Source organism: Citromicrobium bathyomarinum, from assembly GCA_001306305.2.
Taxonomy (GTDB): Bacteria; Pseudomonadota; Alphaproteobacteria; order Sphingomonadales; family Sphingomonadaceae; genus Alteriqipengyuania; species Alteriqipengyuania bathyomarina.
The window spans coordinates 3,114,398-3,130,298 of sequence record CP155577.1; the positions used below are offsets into that span (position 1 = coordinate 3,114,398).

Sequence of the window (15,901 nt, forward strand, 5' to 3'; positions counted from 1 at the left end):
TTTCTGTCTTGCCAGCGCCAGGTGCGTTAACCATATAAGACACATGCTCAACATCCTTTCCTGGCTGTTCGGAATCGTCGGCCTCATCATCGTCATCCCCGCAACCATCCCGTTTCTGGGCTGGGCGAACTATTTCGCCATGCCGTTCCTGATCCTCGGGATTATCCTCGGCTTTCTGTCGTCGAGCACCAGCGGGCGGACCTTTTGCATCATCGTGACCATCCTTGCGGTGATCCGGCTGTTCCTGGGCGGCGGCATCTTCTAGCCTCGCGCTAGATCAGGCGTTCGCGCGCCGCGATCGCCAGCCGGGCAGCCTTGGCGAACAAAGTCGGCAGGCCCGCCTCGTCGATCCGCTCGACCGGCCACCATTCGCCCTGCGTCAGCCCGGTTTTCTGAGCGTTCTCCAGCCGCAGCACGCTCAGTTCGATCACGAAATGCGTGAAGGTGTGGCGCACCACGCCCGCGTCTTCCCACGCGCCCGCCACTGGCGGATCGCCCGATCCATCGTGTGCCGCCGACCAGCCATCGTCGGGCAGCGCGCGCATTCCGCCGAGCATTCCCTCCGGCGCTCGCTGGACCAGCCACACCGCCCCCTCACGCTCGATCCAGTAGGCCCTGCCCTGCCGCACGGGCTTGGCCTTCTTCGCAGCCTTGACCGGCAACCGCTCGGGATCGTCTCCGCGCCCCGCGCAATCCGCCGCGAGCGGGCAGGCATCGCAGTTCGGAGCGCGCGGGGTGCAGATGCGGCTGCCCAGATCCATCATCGCCTGCGCGAAATCGCCGCTGCGCTCGTCCGGGGTGATCAGATCCGCCCCCTCGCGGATCGCCGCCCTTGCTCCGGGCAACGGGGTGTCGATCGCGAATAACCGCGCGACCACCCGCTCGACATTGGCATCGACCACCACCGCGCGCCGTCCGAAGGCGATCGCGGCGATTGCGGCTGCGGTATAGGCACCCACGCCGGGCAGCGCGCGCAGCCCGTCCTCGGTATCGGGAAAACCGCCCAGTTCGGCGACCACGCCCGCCGCCTTCACCAGATTGCGCGCACGCGAGTAATAACCCAGCCCCGCCCACGCGGCCATCACATCCTCCTGCGGCGCGGCAGCGAGTGCCTCGACACTCGGCCAGCGGGCCGTGAACGCGGCGAAGTATGGTTTCACCGCCGCCACGGTGGTCTGCTGCAGCATGATCTCGGACAGCCACACGCGATAGGGATCGGCGGGCGGCTCGCCCGGAGCGCTGCGCCACGGCAGCGCGCGGGCGTGCTCGTCGTACCAGGCCAGCAGCCGGGCCGGGATTTGCGCACAGGTCTCTCTGGTGGTCACGCGCCGCCTATGGCATCGGTGGCCGCGCGATGGAACGCAAGCCTCCCCCCAAATCCGCGACCGGCAGGAAAAGTGCGAAGAAGACCGGCCCGAAAGGCGGCCCAAAAACCGGGAATGTGCGCCCGTTCGAGCGCTCGCGCGGCAGCGGGGTGAAGCCGGTCGGCGATCTGATGCCCCAAGTCGGGCGCACCGCGTTCCGCCGTTATGGCTTCGTGCAAAGCTCTGTCGTGACCCGCTGGCCGGAGATCGTCGGGACGGACCATGCCAAGGTCTGCGCGCCCGAATCGATCCGCTTTCCGCCGGGCGAGCGCGCCGATGGTATCCTCCAGCTGGTGGTCGCGCCCGCCCATGCTCCGTTGATCCAGCATGTGATCCCCGAAATCATCGAGCGGACAAATCGCTTCTTCGGCTATCGCGCGGTCGCGCGGGTGAAGCTGCGGCAAGGTACGGTTCAGCCGCGCGCGGTAGAGCCCCAGCGCAGCACGAGGCCGCCCGAACTCAAGCCGATTCCGATGGAACTGGGCGAGTCTTTGCGCGATATCGGGGACCCCGAACTGCGCGCCGTGCTCGAAGGGCTCGCGCGCACGCTGGGCGACGACACGAACGGAGAAACGCATTGATGACGCGTATCATGGCCGCCCTGCTGGTGATGCTGGCCGGTCTGGCAAGCCCGGCGGCGGCGCAGAACTGGCTGCAAACGGTCGAACGCACGCCCGTTTCGCACATCGTCGGCAATCCCGATGCCCCGGTCACGCTGACCGAATATATCAGCTACACCTGCCCCCATTGCCGCGAATTCGCGATGCAGGGAGAGGAAATCCTCAAGCTCGGCTACGTCTCGAAGGGCGATCTGCGCTACGAATATCGCAATGTCGCGGCCAACCCGGTCGATCTGACCGCGACCATGATGGCCCGCTGCGGCGCGCCCGAAAAGTTTCCCGGCAACCATTCAGCACTGATGATGGCGCAGCCCCAGTTCAATGCGCTGCTGCGGCTCGCGACCAAGTCGCAGACCGACCGGTGGTTCAACGGCGACAAGGCCGCGAGCCGCCGCTCCGTTGCGAGCGACCTCAACCTCTACGCGATTTTCGAGCGGCGCGGATATACCCGGGTGGAACTGGACCGGTGCCTCGCCGACCAGGCGCTAGCCGACCGGATCGAGGGCGCGATCGAGGCCGATGTCGTGACCTATGGTCCGATCTCGACTCCCAGCTTCGTCGTCAACGGCACCATGCTGGAAGGTGTGCACACCTGGGACCAACTGCAACAGGCGCTGGCCAGCGCGGGCGCGCCGGGGGCATCTGCCCAGTCCGGCGATCCCGCCGACTAGCGTTGCCCGGCTGCGGTGCCGGTGGAGAACCTGCGCCCCGCACCTTCCGAATCGCCAGACCTTCCGCCTAAGCTTTCCAATCGGCACGAAAAGGACCGCCCGATGAACGCCCCGATCAAATCCGTGATCCGCTCCAAAACCTTCGCCCTTACCGCGCTGGCCCTGCCGCTCGCGCTCGGCCTGGCCGCCTGCGGCTCGGGCGATGACGCCGAAGCCTCGATCAGTGGCGAGCCGGTGGCCGAAGTCTCCGCGCCCGACGGCCAGGTATGGTCCGAAATGGCGCAGAAGACCGATCGCGGCGGCTATCTCGTCGGCAACCCGGATGCGCCGATCAAGCTGGTCGAGTACGGCTCGCTCACCTGCCCGGCATGTGCCGCCTTCTCGATGCAGGCAAGCGAGCCGCTGATGAACGACTATGTCGACAGTGGCCGGGTCAACTTCGAATTCCGCAGCTTCGTGATTCACGGCCCGCTCGACCTCGCGCTGACCCGGCTGGTCGATTGCGGCACGCCCGAGCAGGCGGTGCCGCTGGCCGATCAGGTTTGGGCCAACCTGCCCACGATCATGCAGCCGCTGCAGGAGCGCGGCCCGCAGCTCGAAGCCGCGCTGAACCTGCCCGAAGACCAGCGCTTCGTCGCCTTCGCCGACACTGCCGGCCTGCTCGATTTCTTCGCCGCGCGCGGGGTCAGCCGCGATCAGGCACGCACCTGCCTCGCCGATGCCGGCCGGCTGAGCGAGATCGCCGATGTGTCGGAAACCTACGGCACGCAGGACGATATCACCCAGACGCCGACCTTCGTGCTGAACGGCAAGAAGCTCGACGATTCGAGCTGGACCGCAATCGAAGCCGCCCTCCAGCGCGCGGGCGCGCGCTAGGCGCGGGTAGCGGGCACGGCGGATGGAGATCCGGCAGCTTCGCCTGTCTGGCTTCAAGAGCTTCGTCGAGCCCGCAACCCTGCGCATCGAACCCGGGCTGACCGGGGTCGTCGGCCCCAACGGCTGCGGCAAGTCCAACCTGCTCGAAGCGATCCGCTGGGTGATGGGGGAAACCTCCGCCAAGTCGATGCGCTCGGGCGGGATGGAAGACGTGATCTTCGCCGGCACGGCCGAACGCCCGCCGCGCCAGTTCGCCGAAGTGGTGCTGACCGGCGCGGACGACTCCGGCGACGAGCTGGAAGTGGTCCGCCGGATCGAACGCGGCGCGGGCAGCGCCTACCGCGTCAACGGCAACGACGTGCGCGCAAAGGACGTCGCGCTCGCCTTTGCCGACGCGGCGACCGGAGCCCACTCCCCCGCACTCGTCAGCCAGGGCAAGATCGCGCACATGATCGCGGCCAAGCCGGTCGAGCGGCGCGCGATGCTGGAAGAAGCGGCGGGGATCGCCGGGCTGCACGTGCGGCGCAAGGATGCCGAGAGCAAGCTGCGCCAGACAGAGAGCAACCTCGCCCGGCTGGAAGACCTGCTCGCCGGGCTCGACAGCCAGATTACCTCGCTCAGACGGCAGGCCAAGCAGGCGGAACGCTACGCCAAGCTGACCGACGAGATCGGCGTCGCCGAGGCACGGCTGGTGTTCGCCCGCTGGCGCGATGCGGCGGCCAGCGCGCAGGCCGCGCGCAAGGCGGCAGGCGAGGCGGAGGCCGCGGTCGAGGCGGCCAAGACGCGTGCGGGCGAGACCGAGACGGCGCAGCGCGATGCGGCGGAAAAACTCGCCGACGCGCGCGATGCGCTGGTCGCCGCGCGAACCGATGCGGGCGCGCAGGAGCAGCGGCTCGCCAGTCTGGAGAAAGAGCGTGACGCCGCGCTCGCTCGGCTCGCCGATCTCGACCGGCAGGCCGCGCGGCTGGAAGAGGATCGCGAGGATTACGGGCGCACCGGGCGCGATGCGGCGGATGCGCTCCAGCGGCTAGAAGCCGAACTGGCGGCGAGTGAGAAGGCGCGTGCGGAAGCCGATGCCGCGCTGCCGCAGGTTATCGCGGATGCCGAGCGGGCAGAACAGGCCGAACGTTCGGCAGAACTGGAACTCGCGCGCGCCAATGCGGATTACGCCGCGCTCGATGCCGAATGGCGGGTCGCGCGCGCCGCGCTCGACACGGCGGAACGGCGGATCGCCAAGCTCACGGGCGAGGCGGAACGGCTGGAGGAGAGCGCGCGCCAGCAGGCGGGCGCGCAGGACCCCGCGCAGGCACTGGCCGAGGCGCAGGCCGCTGCAAAGCAAGCGGGCGAAGCGCAGGAGGCGCTGGCAGGGCGCATTGAAGGCCGTCGCGAGGCGCGCGATGCCGCGCGCACCGCGCTGGAGCAGGCGCAGGAAGCGCTCGCCGAAGCGCGCGCCGAACTCGCCGGGGTGGAGCGTGAACACGCCGCGCTGGAGAAGGACCAGCGCACCCGCGACAAGGCGCGCGCGGCCAAGGCGGGCAAGCCGGTCGCGCTCGATCGCGTGCGTGCCGCGCCCGGTTACGAGGCGGCACTCGCCGCAGTGCTGGGCCGCGACGGCCGCAGCCCGCTGGGCAACATGCCCGAGGCGGAGGATGGACGCTTCTGGACCGGCGCACCGCAGCCCGAGCCGGTGGCCGATTCGCTGCTGCAACATCTCGGCGATTGCCCCGAGGAACTACGCGCGCGCCTTGCGCGGGTGCAGGTGGTCGAGACCGATGATGGCCGTCCTCTGGAGCCGGGCACGTGGCTGGTCACGCTGACGGGCGCGCTACGCCGGTGGGACGGGCTGGTCGTGCGCGGCGAGGGCGGCGCGGAGGCGGCGCGGCTCGAAGCGGCCAACCGCCTCGCCGCTCTGGCCGAACGACTGCCCGAATTGCAGCACTCCGCCGCCGATGCCGAGGCCCGCGTGGGCGAGGCACGCGCCGCGCTCGACGCGGCACAGGCCGACTTCTCCCGCGCCGAAAGCGAGCGCGAAGCCGCCGCGCAGGCCGAACGCGAAGCACTGCGTGCGCTCGACCGCGCGGAGGCGGCGCTCGCCAGCCATGCCGAACGCGCGCGCCAGCTCGAACAGGCGCGCACCGACCTCGCCGATCAACGCGCCACGGCCGAGCGCGAGCTGGAGGCAGCGCAGGCGACGCTGGCCGGGCTGACCGATCCCGAAGCGCTCGCCGCGCGGCGCGATGCAGCCCGCTCCGCCCATGAGGCCGCGCGCGCGCAGCTCTCCGCTGCAACCGCCGCGCGCGCCGCACAGGAACAGGCGCTCGCCGTCGCAAAGGAGCGCGTTTCCGCCCACCGCGCCGACCGCGCGCACTGGGATCGCCGGGCGGACGAAGCTGCGCGCCGGCTGGCGGAGATGGACAGCCGCTTCGCGGAGATCGCCACCGCGCGCGAACAGGTCGGCAACCAGCCCGAGCGGCTGGCGCACGACATCGAAACTGCGCGGACCAGCCACCGCGAAACCGCCGCGCGGCTCGCCACCCTGCAGGACACGCTCGACACCGCGCAGTCGGCCGCCGACGCAGCGGACACCGCGCAGCGCGCTGCCAACGAAGCACTCTCCGAAGCGCGCGAACGGCGCGCCCAGCTGGCCAACCAGGCCGAGAACGAGGACGCGCGGCGGGCGGAAATGGCGCGCCTCTCGGGCGAACGCTTCCACAAGCCCCCGCCGCTGCTGCCCGCCGCATACGAGTTCGACGAAGCGGATGTCGCCGACCGGGAGACCGAGTCCGAAGCGCTCGACAAGCTGACCCAATCGCGCGAGCGGATCGGCCCGGTCAATCTGGTCGCCGCCGACGAGCTCGCCAAGATCGAGGAAGAGCACGGCTCGACCACTGCCGAACGCGAGGAACTGACCGAGGCGGTCCATCGCCTGCGCGGCTCGATCGGGCAGCTGAACCGCGAGGGGCGCGAGCGCCTCAAGGCCGCGTTCGAGCAGGTCGATGCGCATTTCCAGAAGCTGTTCGCGCGCCTGTTTGAAGGCGGTGTCGCGCATCTCGCGCTGATCGACAGCGACGATCCGCTGGAGGCGGGGCTGGAGATCTACGCCCAGCCGCCGGGCAAGCGGTTGCAATCGCTCACGCTGCTATCGGGCGGGGAGCAGGCGCTGACCGCGATTGCGCTAACCTTCGCGCTGTTCCTGACCAATCCCGCACCGATCTGCGTGCTCGACGAGGTCGATGCCCCGCTCGACGACGCCAATATCGACCGCTTTTGCGACCTACTCGAAGCAATGACGCAGGAGACCAGCACACGCTACCTGATCGTCACGCACAATGCGGTCACGATGAGCCGGATGCACCGCCTATTCGGGGTGACGATGATCGAAAAGGGCGTCAGCCGCCTCGTCAGCGTGGACCTGCAAGCCGCCGAATTGCTAGCGGCGGAGTAGGCGATCGGGCAGCCTCCGACTACCGGACGAACTCCGCGACCAGGACCGGTGCAAGCGTGGCGAGCAAGCATGCGGCCATCGTATAGTTGAACGCCCTGAGCCGTGCCGGATTCGACAGCCACCGTGCGGCCTGCGTGCCCAGCCCCGCCCAAGCGGAGACGCAGGGCAGATTGACGATCCCGAACACCGCCGCGACGAGCATCAGCGCCCCCGTAGAATCGCCGGGCGCGTAGAGAGTGATCGCGCTCAGCGCCATCATCCACGCCTTGGGATTGACCCACTGGAACAGCGCGGCCTGCAGGAACGTGAAGGGGCGCCCCCGCCCAATATTGCTGCCGACCGGGGCGGCATTGGCGATCTTCCACGCCAGCCACAGCAGATAGAGCGCGCTGACCACGGTGAGCACCAGGCGGATGACCGGAAACATCTCGAACAGCCGCGCCAGTCCCAGACCGACCAGCAACAACATCACGACGAAGCCGCAACCGATACCGAGGATGTGCGGCACGGTGCAACGCATGCCGAAATTCGCGCCCGACGCCATCACCATCACGTTGTTCGGCCCCGGGGTGATCGAGGAGACAAGCGCGAAGCCTGCAAGCGCTGGAAGAAGATCCAATGTCATGCACGGCATGATATGCAATTCATCGCCGAATGAAGTTGCAATTATCGCTCAATCACGGCTACCAGCACAATCAATGCGCGCGATCGACACGATAACTCGCAAGATATTGCATGAGCTCTCGCTGAACGGGCGAATCAGCAATCTCGAACTCGCGCAGCGGGTCGGCCTGTCGCCGTCGGCATGCCTGCGGCGGGTGCAGGAGCTGGAGCGCAGCGGCGTCATCGATGGTTATCGCGCGGTACTCAACCGCGCGGCGCTGGGCATCGGCTTCGTCGCCTATGTCGCGGTCGGGCTGAACAAGCACACCAAGGCCGCGCAGGAAGCGTTCGAGGCAAAGATGGCCGATGCGCCCGAAGTGACCGAGTGCCACAACGTGACCGGCTCGGTCGAATACCTGCTGCGCGTCGAAGCCGCCGACCTGACCGATTACAAGCGCTTCCACACCCAGATCCTGGGCACGGTCGAGCAGGTGCAGTCGATCACATCCTACGTTGTCATGGGATCGCCGAAAGACGAGCGCGCCTGACGGTCAGCGCGCGATTGGCAAGCTACTCGCCAATCGCCGCCGCCAGCCCCTCGCGGATCGCCTTCAACTCGTCGAGCAAGACCCGGTCGGCGGCGCGGCGCAGGCGCGGGTGCGGCTGCTGTGCGGACGGCTCGTCGTGGTCGGGCAGGTCGCGCGCGGTCAGGTAACGGCGCACGCCTTCGCGCGGTGCTTCTGGTTCCTCGTCGTCCCCGTCTGCAGGATTCATGCCTGCCCGCCCCTTCTCGATCGCCGCGCGTGCGCCTTTGAGAGTGTAGCCTTCGCCGTTCACCAGCCGGTCGATCGTTTCGACCAGCGCGACATCGTCGGCCCGGTAATAGCGGCGCCCCCCGCTCCGTTTCAGAGGCTGCAGCATCGGGAACTGCTCTTCCCAATAGCGCAGCACGTGCGCCTTTATGCCAAGCGCCTTGCCAAGCTCGCCGATGGTCCGAAGCGCGTCTGCGTCCTTGCCATCGTCGAAGCTGCGGCGGGCCATGTCAGCTTCCGTCTGCGATCCGGTCGCGCAGGGTCTGGCTGGCGCGGAAGGTCATCACCCGGCGCGGGGTGATCGGCACCTCGACCCCGGTCTTGGGGTTGCGACCGACGCGTTCCTTCTTGTCGCGCAGCACGAAGCTGCCGAAGCCGGAAATCTTGACGTTCTCGCCGTCCTTCAGGGAATCGCACATATGCGCGAGGATCGATTCGACCAGCGCCAGCGATTCCGCGCGGCTGAAGCCGAGTTTGCGATTGATGGTTTCGGCCAGATCGGCCCTGGTCAGCGTACCCGCCGAGCGCGACATCGTGAGGAATCCCTTTTTCTGTTCTTGCCGGGTGTTCTCGAAAGAGCCTCGATAAACCGCCGAAAGCCTAGCAATGATTACGTGGTGCCGCAAATGCGACACACCGTTTTTTGCACCATCGGCGATTCGCGTGCCCTACGGGGCCGCGCGGGCTCAGAGCCGGACCAGGCTTGCGCCCCATGTGAACCCGCCGCCCATCGCTTCGAACAGCACCAGATCGCCCGGCTTGATCCGCCCGTCGGCGCGCGCGGCAGCGAAGGCGAGCGGCACGGATGCGGCAGACGTGTTGGCGTGCTGGTCGACCGTGACGATCACCTTTTCGGGTGGCAGGCCCAGCTTCTTCGCGGTCGCTTCGAGAATGCGGATATTCGCCTGGTGCGGCACCACCCAGTCGATCTGGTCGACGGTGATGCCTGCCTTGGCGACCACATCGCCCAGCACCTGCGCCAGATTGCCGACCGCGTGGCGGAACACCTCGCGCCCCTTCATCCGCAGGTGGCCCACGGTCTGCGTGGTCGAGGGCCCGCCATCGACATAGAGCAGGTCGTGCTGCGCGCCGTCGGCGTGGAGCTGCGAGGTCAGGATGCCCGGCCCCTCGCTCTTCGCGGTACCCTCGGCAACGTCCTGCGCTTCCAGCACGATCGCGCCCGCGCCGTCACCGAACAGCACGGCGGTGGTGCGGTCTTCCCAGTCGAGAATGCGGCTGAAGGTTTCCGCGCCGATCACCAGCGCGCAGGTCGCCTGCCCGCTGCGCAGCATCGCGTCGGCGGTGGTCATCGCATAGAGGAAGCCGGAGCATACCGCCTGCACGTCGAACGCGGGGCAGCCATTGCAGCCCAGCGCAGCCTGCACCTTGGTGGCGGTCGCGGGGAAGGTATTGTCGGGCGTTGCGGTGGCGAGAACGATCAGGTCGATCTTCTTCGCGTCGATCCCCGCATCGGCCAGCGCGGCGCGCGCGGCCGCGATCGCCAGCGTGCCGGTGGTTTCCCCCTCGCCCGCGATGTGGCGCTGGCGGATGCCGGTGCGCTCCACGATCCACTCGTCGCTGGTGTCGAGCCGGCCTGCCAGCTCTTCATTGGTCACGACGCGTTGGGGCATGGCAGAGCCAGCCCCGCGGATGAGGGAGCGGATCACTTGGCGCTGCTCTCGATCTTGCTTGTGTCGGTGCGGGAGCGGTGGCCGCCCGCCATCAGGCTGTCGCCCAGTTCGGCGAGGTCTTCGCCGATCCGTGCGGTGAGGTCTTCTTCCAGCAGCCGCGCTGCCACTGCGACCGCGTTGGCAACGCCATTTGCCGTTGCGCTGCCGTGGCTTTTCACAACCACGCCGTTGAGGCCGAGGAAGACCGCGCCATTGTGGTTGTTGGGGTCCAGATGGTGACGCAGCAGCTCGGTCGCGGGGCGCGAGACGAGGAAGCCGATCTTGGAGCGCAGCGAGGAGCGGAACGCGGTCTTGAGCAGGTCGGTCACGAATCGGGCCGAACCTTCGATCGCCTTCAAGGCGATATTGCCGGAGAAACCGTCGGTCACCACCACGTCGACATCGCCGCGGTTGATCTTGTCCGCCTCGACGAAGCCGTCGAAGTCGATCGCCAGCGTCTTGGCCGCGCGCAGGTGCTTTGCCGCTTCCTGCACTTCGCCGGTGCCCTTGATGTCTTCGGTGCCGATATTGAGCAGTCGCACGCGCGGGCGCGGACGCCCGGTGACGATGCGGGAATAGGCCGCACCCATGATCGCGAACTGGACGAGATTGCGCGCATCGCACTCGGTATTGGCACCGAGGTCGAGCATGATGACGTCCTGCTCTTCGAGCGTGGGAAGCAATGCGGCGAGTGCGGGCCGGTCGATCCCGGGCAGGGTGCGCAGCGCGACCTTGCTGATCGCCATCAGCGCACCGGTATTGCCCGCGCTGACCGCAGCGCCGGCTTCGCCGCGTTTCACCGCAGCGACGGCTTCGCCCATCGACGTGCCCTTGGCACGGCGGAGCGCCTGCGAAGGCTTGTCCTCGCCCTCGACCACCGATTCGCAATGGCGGATCTCGGCCGCACCGGCGAGCCCGGGATGGCTCTCCAGCGCGCGCTCGATCTGCGCACGGTCGCCCATCAGTAAGAAGTTGAACTTCTCATGCCGACGGCGGGCGAGGGCTGCACCCTCGACCATCACGCGCACGCCTTCGTCGCCGCCCATCGCGTCGACGGCGATACGCGGAAGACTCATGCGATTACGTCCTTACCGTGATGGGCTCAGAGGCCCTTGGGCTCGAGCACCAGGCGGCCATTATAATGACCGCAGTGGCCGCACATGTTGTGCGGGCGCTTCAATTCGCCGCAATTGTCGCATTCATGGAAGGCTTCGACCTTCAGCGAATCATGCGCGCGCCGATTGCCCCGGCGATGCGGCGATACTTTTCTCTTGGGGACGGCCATGGCGGCACCTGTTCTAAACGGTTAAAAATCAATACTTGAGAGCCGCCCTTAAGCGAGGGGAAGCACCTGCACAACGGCTATGTCGTGCGGCGCTCACGCTCCGTCAATGGCGGCAAGAGGCGCGCGCTATACCGATTCTGCCGCGCGATGCAAGCGCAGCTTGGCGCTTGGCCATCGCGAACACCGCGCTAAAGCCTGTCCCCTGTACGATCTGCACGGGAGAGAATGCGATGGATATCATGCTGCCGGTGTCGCTGACCAGCGCCGCCATGTTCGGGCTGCTGGCGCTGTGGCTGGCGGTGCGCTGCGGCCGCGCGCGGCTGAAGGCCAAGATCGGCCACGGCGATGGCGGCAATCCCCTGCTCGCCCGGCGGATGCGCGCGCAGCTCAATTTCGTCGAAACCGCGCCCTTCGTGCTCGCGCTGATCGTGCTGATCGAACTGGCCGGGCGCGGCGGGATGTGGCTGCACCTCCTCTCGATCCTGTTCGTGTTCGCGCGAATCCTGCACGGCGTCGGGATGGACGCCGAGAAAGGCGGGCTGCCGCGGCAGATCGGTGTGATCGTGACGATGCTCACGCTGCTGGGGCTGAGCGTGTTCGCCGCGCTGATCGGGTTCGGGGTGGTCTGAGCCCCCTCCCTCAAGAAAGGGAAGCTGCTGCGCTCACGCCAGCGCCGCGTCGCCCACGAAGGGGTTGGTGCGGCGTTCCTGGCCGAAGGTGCTGGTCGGACCGTGGCCAGGGATGAAGGTGACATCGTCGCCCAGCGGCCACAGCTTCCTGGTGATCGCGTCGATCAGGCTCTGATGATCGCTCATCGGGAAATCGGTGCGGCCAATGCTCCCCTGGAACAGCACGTCACCCACGATCGCGAACTTGCGGTCGCGGTTGAAGAAGATCACGTGGCCCGGCGTGTGGCCGGGGCAGTGGATCACCTCCAGCGTCAGGTTGCCGACGGTGACGGTGTCGCCATCCTCCAGCCAGCGGTCGGGCTCGAAACTCGCGGCCTCCATCTGGAAGCGCGCGCCGTCTTCATCGAGCCGCGCAATCCAGAACCGGTCCGCCTCGTGCGGGCCTTCGATCGGCAGGCCCAGCTCCTGCGCCAGCATCCCGGCCTGCCCGCAATGGTCGAGATGACCATGCGTGATGAGGATCTTCTCCAGCTCCACCCCCGCCTTGGCGACGCCCGCCTTCAGCTTGTCGAGATCGCCGCCCGGATCGATCAGCGCGGCCTTGTTGGTCTGCGTACACCAGATCAGCGAGCAGTTCTGCTGCAGCGGCGTCACCGGCAGGATCGCGGCTTTCATGGGGGAGGCTTGGGAAGAGGCGTTGGTCTGGGTCATGGCCCCCGAGATGGAACACCGATTGATCGGTGGCAAGGGCGGCGGTACCCTTCCCCAAGGCCTGAAAAAGGGATCGCCGACCATGAAGCCGCAATTCGTCCTGCTCGCAGCCGTGGGCACCCTCGCACTGGCAGCCTGCCAGCCGGATACGCCCGTGCAGTCCGCCACCGCTGCCGAATCGCAGCCGAGCCGCGCGGAGCTTGCCCAGACCGATGCTGACGGCGTGCCGATGCTGGTGGGCGCGGTGTGCGGCAGCTGCCACGCGGTGACGCCGGGCACGCTCTCGCCCCTGCCGCAGGCGCCGACCTTCCCCGAAATCGCCAATCGCGACGGGCTGACCCGCGAAACGCTGACCGCCTATCTGCGCGATGCGCACAACTACCCGGACATCATGGATGTGGGGCTGACCGACGCGGATGTCGCGCTGGTCACCGATTACATGCTGTCTCTGAAAGATCCCGACTACCGCCGTCCCCCGTCCTGAAAAACAAGCCTGAAGACGCGCAGATCGCCTTAGCGTGGGACGCGATTGCCACCGCCCGGTCGACCGGGGACGCGCGGGGGCGTTGCCGTGGGCGCAGGCGCGGGTTCGTCCGCAGCAGGCTCCAGCGCGACCGCCGCATTGGAATAGCTGTTCGCCGTCTCCGTCCCGAGCGCGTTGAGCGCCCCGACCAGTCCAACCCCGATCAGCGCCATGATGACCGCATATTCGATCGCCGATGTGCCCGTCTCGTCGCGCAGCAGATGTCTGGTAATCATCATGTCCCCCGGATTTCGCAGGGATCATGACGCTCGAAGGTGAAGAATCCTCTAAACGGCGCAGAAACGTTAGGGATACGTACTGCGGCACCGAGCCAAACTCCGTCACCGCCGAGACTGGTCAGCGCGGCCTCCCCCGCCTGCGCATCCCAGATCGGCGAGCTGTACTGTCGCAACGGGATCGCCGGCAGGATGGCGGCTTTCATGGAGATGTTTGGTGAGGGTCGGCTGTACCGGCCATCGAGCCGAGGTGGCGAAGTGCGCGCTGGTGGAAGCTTCGACAGCATCCTGGCCGCAAGCTACCCTGCTTCGCCAAGCAAAGATTCCTAAGTCTCGTTGGAAGGCAATTCGCGATTAACGAATTGCTGCATGACCAGTCCGCCTTCGCGAGCCCCCTGTGGGATTTCACGGAGGCCGAACTTGCCGTTTAGCTTCCATGCCGCAAGCATATACCGCGCCCTGGGGTGACCGGCTTCTGCGGCCTTCTCGAGCAAGGGTCGTACCCGCCGCGCGTTCGAGAGCGTCGGTGATTGGCCGGATGAATACCACGCGAGCCAGAAGGTGGAGGGGATAAAACCTGCCTTGTCTCCGTTCTCGAGTAAGACTTTCCAATTTTCGTTGATCGAGTATCTGAAAAGCAGTCTTGCCATGTCCAGCGAGCCCATCCACGAGCCGACCTCGTGCGCCTTATAAAAGTAGGCTTCAGCTAACCTCAGGTCCTGTTCGACCACGTCGCCGTCCCGGTAAAAATGCCCTAGCACGCGCGCTGGCCAAGCCGCACCCAATTCAGCCAGATCAGAAAGCTCTTCGATCGCTGCCTTGGGATCCTTTTTCAGAAGCGTGGCGACCACCGCCGCCCGTTCTCTAACGCTTTCATCTTCGTGTCGGGGTTCCCAGTCCCTGCCAAAGTCTGCCTCCCAGTCGTAGACATACATCCAAAAGGCGTGTCGCCTTTCCTCGGAGGGAGAGGGCAGGAAAGTGCGGATGAAACGGCAGAGCAGACAGGCCATCGGCTTAACTTATCACAACCGCCCGCTCTTCCACACCACGCGGCCCAGCACCTCGATTTCGTCCAGCCCGACTTCCACCGGTGGGTAGGCGAGATTCTGGCTAAGCAGGGCGATCCGCCCCGCCCCGGCGCTCGCCAGTCGCTTGACCATCAGCGTGTCACCCATGCGCACGACGTGGACCCCGTCCCGCTCGAACCGCGAACCGCGATCGATCAGGATCTCGTCGCCGTGGCGCAGCAGCGGCTCCATCGAATCGCCCTCCACCGTCAGCGCAGAGAGCATTTTCGGATCGAACCCGTTTTCGCGCAGCCAGCGGCCCGAAAAGCCGAAATTGTCGAACGGCGCCTCGCCATTGGCGAATTGCCCGGGCCCCGCCGCTGCGGCGAGCGAGAGGCGCGGGATCGCGTGGAAATCCTCGTCGCCCGCAGAGAAGCGAGACGCACCATAGGATTTTTCCTCCGCGCCACTCATCTCGGGGACCAACTCACTCTCGTCGACACCGAAGAACTGGGCCAGCGTGCGCCTGTCCTGCTCCTCCAGCTTGCGCGGGCTCCCCTTGCGGATGAACTGCTGCAAATAGCTGGAATTACGGTCGATAAGCTTGGAAAGCGCGGCAAGGCTGGAGCCCCGCGCCTGCGCGAGTTCGAGCAGGCGTGCACGCGCCGGATCGCCTGGCAGGCTGCCCGCAGAGGGTCGATCATCGCTCATACGCAATTTCCTATAGCAAAAGATTTTTCCTAGACAAGTAGGATTTCACAGGCGAGCAATCCTTCACCGCGGCGCCGAAGCGACCTGTCAAAGCCATCTGTGAGGGAAATTTATGCTGATTCGAAGGATAGAGAGGTTTTTGCGCGAATTCGATATGCCTGCGACCAAATTCGGGCGTCTCGCGACGCATGATCCACGCTTCGTGCTCGACCTGCGCAACGGGCGCATGCCGCGCTCCGGCACGGAGCGGCGCGTGGACGGCTTCATGGCCGAATGGCGCGCCCGGATGGAGGAGCCGCGCCATGCAGGCTGAGGCCCTTCCCCGGGCCGCCGCGCCCGCCCATCGTCGCGGCACCGCCGGACGGCTGGAACGGGCGCTGATCGCGCTCGCCGGGGGCGAGGGCCGCGTGCTCGACCACCGCGAGCGTGGCTGGGCGAGCATCACCTTCGCCGGCACCCGCCACACGGTGCGGCTGGCGTTCGAGACATCCGAGGCGATCGCGGGCGGCGAAGTGCTGATCGCCGAGCTGCCCGATCACGAATTCGCCCTGCCCGGCCAGCTGGTCGCCGATGCGACGGTAAGCGCGGTGGACCATGTCCTTGCCCCATCACCCCGGCTCACCGTCGCCTGCGAACTGCTGTTGCTGGAGGATGGGTGAGCGGGGGCCGTGGCAGGGGTGATTTTTAACCCCCTGGACTGTGTGTCAGGTGTGTCAGGGGCCGCGTCAAACCGGCCCC

At 67.0% G+C, this 15,901-nt stretch carries 22 protein-coding genes; 10 read left to right on the top strand and 12 right to left on the bottom strand.

What is annotated here, in order from left to right:
- The first annotated feature begins 43 nt into the window (after window positions 1-43).
- On the top strand, window positions 44-265 hold the full coding sequence (locus tag VO57_015755) for a hypothetical protein (protein XBL69570.1): 222 nt from the start codon (window positions 44-46) through the stop codon (window positions 263-265).
- Window positions 266-272: 7 nt separating this feature from the next.
- Here the strand turns inward: VO57_015755 and VO57_015760 are convergent, their stop codons facing one another.
- Window positions 273-1,325, bottom strand: coding sequence for an A/G-specific adenine glycosylase (locus tag VO57_015760; protein XBL69571.1), 1,053 nt, complete (start codon window positions 1,323-1,325; stop codon window positions 273-275).
- A gap of 29 nt (window positions 1,326-1,354) precedes the next feature.
- Between VO57_015760 and VO57_015765 the strand changes: the two genes are divergently transcribed.
- From VO57_015765 to VO57_015780, 4 genes are all read left to right on the top strand, one after another.
- A complete protein-coding gene (locus VO57_015765; GenBank protein ID XBL69572.1) occupies window positions 1,355-1,945 on the top strand; it encodes a DUF721 domain-containing protein in 591 nt (196 codons plus the stop codon).
- Complete coding sequence (locus tag VO57_015770; GenBank protein ID XBL71357.1) at window positions 1,945-2,655, top strand: thioredoxin domain-containing protein; 711 nt, start codon at window positions 1,945-1,947, stop codon at window positions 2,653-2,655. The genes VO57_015765 and VO57_015770 overlap by 1 nt, the downstream gene beginning before the upstream one ends.
- A 102-nt stretch (window positions 2,656-2,757) precedes the next feature.
- Window positions 2,758-3,531 carry a thioredoxin domain-containing protein gene (locus VO57_015775; protein XBL69573.1) on the top strand — a complete coding sequence of 258 codons (774 nt, stop codon included), beginning with the start codon at window positions 2,758-2,760 and terminating at the stop codon, window positions 3,529-3,531.
- Between the two features lie 22 nt (window positions 3,532-3,553).
- Window positions 3,554-6,976 carry an AAA family ATPase gene (locus VO57_015780; protein XBL69574.1) on the top strand — a complete coding sequence of 1,141 codons (3,423 nt, stop codon included), beginning with the start codon at window positions 3,554-3,556 and terminating at the stop codon, window positions 6,974-6,976.
- A gap of 19 nt (window positions 6,977-6,995) precedes the next feature.
- Here VO57_015780 and VO57_015785 read toward each other — a convergent pair whose 3' ends face one another.
- A complete protein-coding gene (locus VO57_015785; protein XBL69575.1) occupies window positions 6,996-7,601 on the bottom strand; it encodes a LysE family translocator in 606 nt (201 codons plus the stop codon).
- A gap of 73 nt (window positions 7,602-7,674) precedes the next feature.
- On the opposite strand from VO57_015785, the gene VO57_015790 reads away from it, so the two are divergent.
- On the top strand, window positions 7,675-8,127 hold the full coding sequence (locus tag VO57_015790; protein ID XBL69576.1) for an Lrp/AsnC family transcriptional regulator: 453 nt from the start codon (window positions 7,675-7,677) through the stop codon (window positions 8,125-8,127).
- 22 nt (window positions 8,128-8,149) lie between these two features.
- Here VO57_015790 and VO57_015795 read toward each other — a convergent pair whose 3' ends face one another.
- From VO57_015795 to rpmF, 5 genes are all read right to left on the bottom strand, one after another.
- Window positions 8,150-8,620 (bottom strand): MerR family transcriptional regulator, encoded by a 471-nt coding sequence (locus VO57_015795; GenBank protein XBL69577.1) that lies wholly within the window; start codon window positions 8,618-8,620, stop codon window positions 8,150-8,152.
- A 1-nt stretch (window position 8,621) separates the two neighbouring features.
- Window positions 8,622-8,924, bottom strand: a complete 303-nt coding sequence (locus VO57_015800) for an integration host factor subunit alpha (protein ID XBL69578.1) — start codon at window positions 8,922-8,924, stop codon at window positions 8,622-8,624.
- A gap of 153 nt (window positions 8,925-9,077) precedes the next feature.
- Complete coding sequence (locus tag VO57_015805; GenBank protein XBL69579.1) at window positions 9,078-10,022, bottom strand: beta-ketoacyl-ACP synthase III; 945 nt, start codon at window positions 10,020-10,022, stop codon at window positions 9,078-9,080.
- Window positions 10,023-10,054: 32 nt separating this feature from the next.
- Window positions 10,055-11,137 carry a phosphate acyltransferase PlsX gene (gene plsX, locus VO57_015810; GenBank protein XBL69580.1) on the bottom strand — a complete coding sequence of 361 codons (1,083 nt, stop codon included), beginning with the start codon at window positions 11,135-11,137 and terminating at the stop codon, window positions 10,055-10,057.
- Between the two features lie 26 nt (window positions 11,138-11,163).
- On the bottom strand, window positions 11,164-11,346 hold the full coding sequence (rpmF, locus tag VO57_015815; protein ID XBL69581.1) for a 50S ribosomal protein L32: 183 nt from the start codon (window positions 11,344-11,346) through the stop codon (window positions 11,164-11,166).
- A gap of 230 nt (window positions 11,347-11,576) precedes the next feature.
- Here rpmF and VO57_015820 point away from each other — a divergent pair, with 230 nt between their 5' ends.
- Entirely contained in the window at window positions 11,577-11,975 is a 399-nt protein-coding gene (locus VO57_015820; protein ID XBL69582.1) for an MAPEG family protein, read from the top strand.
- Between the two features lie 33 nt (window positions 11,976-12,008).
- On the opposite strand, the gene VO57_015825 is transcribed toward VO57_015820, so the two are convergent.
- On the bottom strand, window positions 12,009-12,650 hold the full coding sequence (locus tag VO57_015825; protein ID XBL71358.1) for an MBL fold metallo-hydrolase: 642 nt from the start codon (window positions 12,648-12,650) through the stop codon (window positions 12,009-12,011).
- 118 nt (window positions 12,651-12,768) lie between these two features.
- Between VO57_015825 and VO57_015830 the strand changes: the two genes are divergently transcribed.
- Window positions 12,769-13,170: a hypothetical protein gene (locus VO57_015830; GenBank protein XBL69583.1), complete on the top strand. Its 402-nt coding sequence runs from the start codon at window positions 12,769-12,771 to the stop codon at window positions 13,168-13,170.
- A gap of 29 nt (window positions 13,171-13,199) precedes the next feature.
- Here the strand turns inward: VO57_015830 and VO57_015835 are convergent, their stop codons facing one another.
- From VO57_015835 to VO57_015850, 4 genes are all read right to left on the bottom strand, one after another.
- Window positions 13,200-13,448, bottom strand: a complete 249-nt coding sequence (locus VO57_015835; protein ID XBL69584.1) for a Flp family type IVb pilin — start codon at window positions 13,446-13,448, stop codon at window positions 13,200-13,202.
- Window positions 13,445-13,651: a hypothetical protein gene (locus VO57_015840; protein XBL69585.1), complete on the bottom strand. Its 207-nt coding sequence runs from the start codon at window positions 13,649-13,651 to the stop codon at window positions 13,445-13,447. The genes VO57_015835 and VO57_015840 overlap by 4 nt, the downstream gene beginning before the upstream one ends.
- A 120-nt stretch (window positions 13,652-13,771) precedes the next feature.
- Window positions 13,772-14,455 carry a sel1 repeat family protein gene (locus VO57_015845; GenBank protein XBL69586.1) on the bottom strand — a complete coding sequence of 228 codons (684 nt, stop codon included), beginning with the start codon at window positions 14,453-14,455 and terminating at the stop codon, window positions 13,772-13,774.
- Window positions 14,456-14,467: 12 nt separating this feature from the next.
- On the bottom strand, window positions 14,468-15,163 hold the full coding sequence (locus VO57_015850) for a S24 family peptidase (GenBank protein ID XBL69587.1): 696 nt from the start codon (window positions 15,161-15,163) through the stop codon (window positions 14,468-14,470).
- 112 nt (window positions 15,164-15,275) lie between these two features.
- Between VO57_015850 and VO57_015855 the strand changes: the two genes are divergently transcribed.
- The gene (locus tag VO57_015855) at window positions 15,276-15,476 is read left to right on the top strand and encodes a hypothetical protein (GenBank protein XBL69588.1); all 201 of its coding nucleotides are present in this window, start codon (window positions 15,276-15,278) and stop codon (window positions 15,474-15,476) included.
- Window positions 15,466-15,822, top strand: a complete 357-nt coding sequence (locus tag VO57_015860; GenBank protein ID XBL69589.1) for a hypothetical protein — start codon at window positions 15,466-15,468, stop codon at window positions 15,820-15,822. The genes VO57_015855 and VO57_015860 overlap by 11 nt, the downstream gene beginning before the upstream one ends.
- Window positions 15,823-15,901 lie beyond the last annotated feature (79 nt).

Coding starts and splice junctions, on each gene's coding strand:
- VO57_015755 (XBL69570.1), top strand. CDS start 44: ATGCTCAACATCCTTTCCTGGCTGTTCGGAATCGTCGGCCTCATCATC.
- VO57_015765 (XBL69572.1), top strand. CDS start 1,355: ATGGAACGCAAGCCTCCCCCCAAATCCGCGACCGGCAGGAAAAGTGCG.
- VO57_015770 (XBL71357.1), top strand. CDS start 1,945: ATGACGCGTATCATGGCCGCCCTGCTGGTGATGCTGGCCGGTCTGGCA.
- VO57_015775 (XBL69573.1), top strand. CDS start 2,758: ATGAACGCCCCGATCAAATCCGTGATCCGCTCCAAAACCTTCGCCCTT.
- VO57_015780 (XBL69574.1), top strand. CDS start 3,554: ATGGAGATCCGGCAGCTTCGCCTGTCTGGCTTCAAGAGCTTCGTCGAG.
- VO57_015785 (XBL69575.1), bottom strand. CDS start 7,601: ATGACATTGGATCTTCTTCCAGCGCTTGCAGGCTTCGCGCTTGTCTCC.
- VO57_015790 (XBL69576.1), top strand. CDS start 7,675: ATGCGCGCGATCGACACGATAACTCGCAAGATATTGCATGAGCTCTCG.
- VO57_015795 (XBL69577.1), bottom strand. CDS start 8,620: ATGGCCCGCCGCAGCTTCGACGATGGCAAGGACGCAGACGCGCTTCGG.
- VO57_015800 (XBL69578.1), bottom strand. CDS start 8,924: ATGTCGCGCTCGGCGGGTACGCTGACCAGGGCCGATCTGGCCGAAACC.
- VO57_015805 (XBL69579.1), bottom strand. CDS start 10,022: ATGCCCCAACGCGTCGTGACCAATGAAGAGCTGGCAGGCCGGCTCGAC.
- plsX (XBL69580.1), bottom strand. CDS start 11,137: ATGAGTCTTCCGCGTATCGCCGTCGACGCGATGGGCGGCGACGAAGGC.
- rpmF (XBL69581.1), bottom strand. CDS start 11,346: ATGGCCGTCCCCAAGAGAAAAGTATCGCCGCATCGCCGGGGCAATCGG.
- VO57_015820 (XBL69582.1), top strand. CDS start 11,577: ATGGATATCATGCTGCCGGTGTCGCTGACCAGCGCCGCCATGTTCGGG.
- VO57_015825 (XBL71358.1), bottom strand. CDS start 12,650: ATGAAAGCCGCGATCCTGCCGGTGACGCCGCTGCAGCAGAACTGCTCG.
- VO57_015830 (XBL69583.1), top strand. CDS start 12,769: ATGAAGCCGCAATTCGTCCTGCTCGCAGCCGTGGGCACCCTCGCACTG.
- VO57_015835 (XBL69584.1), bottom strand. CDS start 13,448: ATGATGATTACCAGACATCTGCTGCGCGACGAGACGGGCACATCGGCG.
- VO57_015840 (XBL69585.1), bottom strand. CDS start 13,651: ATGAAAGCCGCCATCCTGCCGGCGATCCCGTTGCGACAGTACAGCTCG.
- VO57_015845 (XBL69586.1), bottom strand. CDS start 14,455: ATGGCCTGTCTGCTCTGCCGTTTCATCCGCACTTTCCTGCCCTCTCCC.
- VO57_015850 (XBL69587.1), bottom strand. CDS start 15,163: ATGAGCGATGATCGACCCTCTGCGGGCAGCCTGCCAGGCGATCCGGCG.
- VO57_015855 (XBL69588.1), top strand. CDS start 15,276: ATGCTGATTCGAAGGATAGAGAGGTTTTTGCGCGAATTCGATATGCCT.
- VO57_015860 (XBL69589.1), top strand. CDS start 15,466: ATGCAGGCTGAGGCCCTTCCCCGGGCCGCCGCGCCCGCCCATCGTCGC.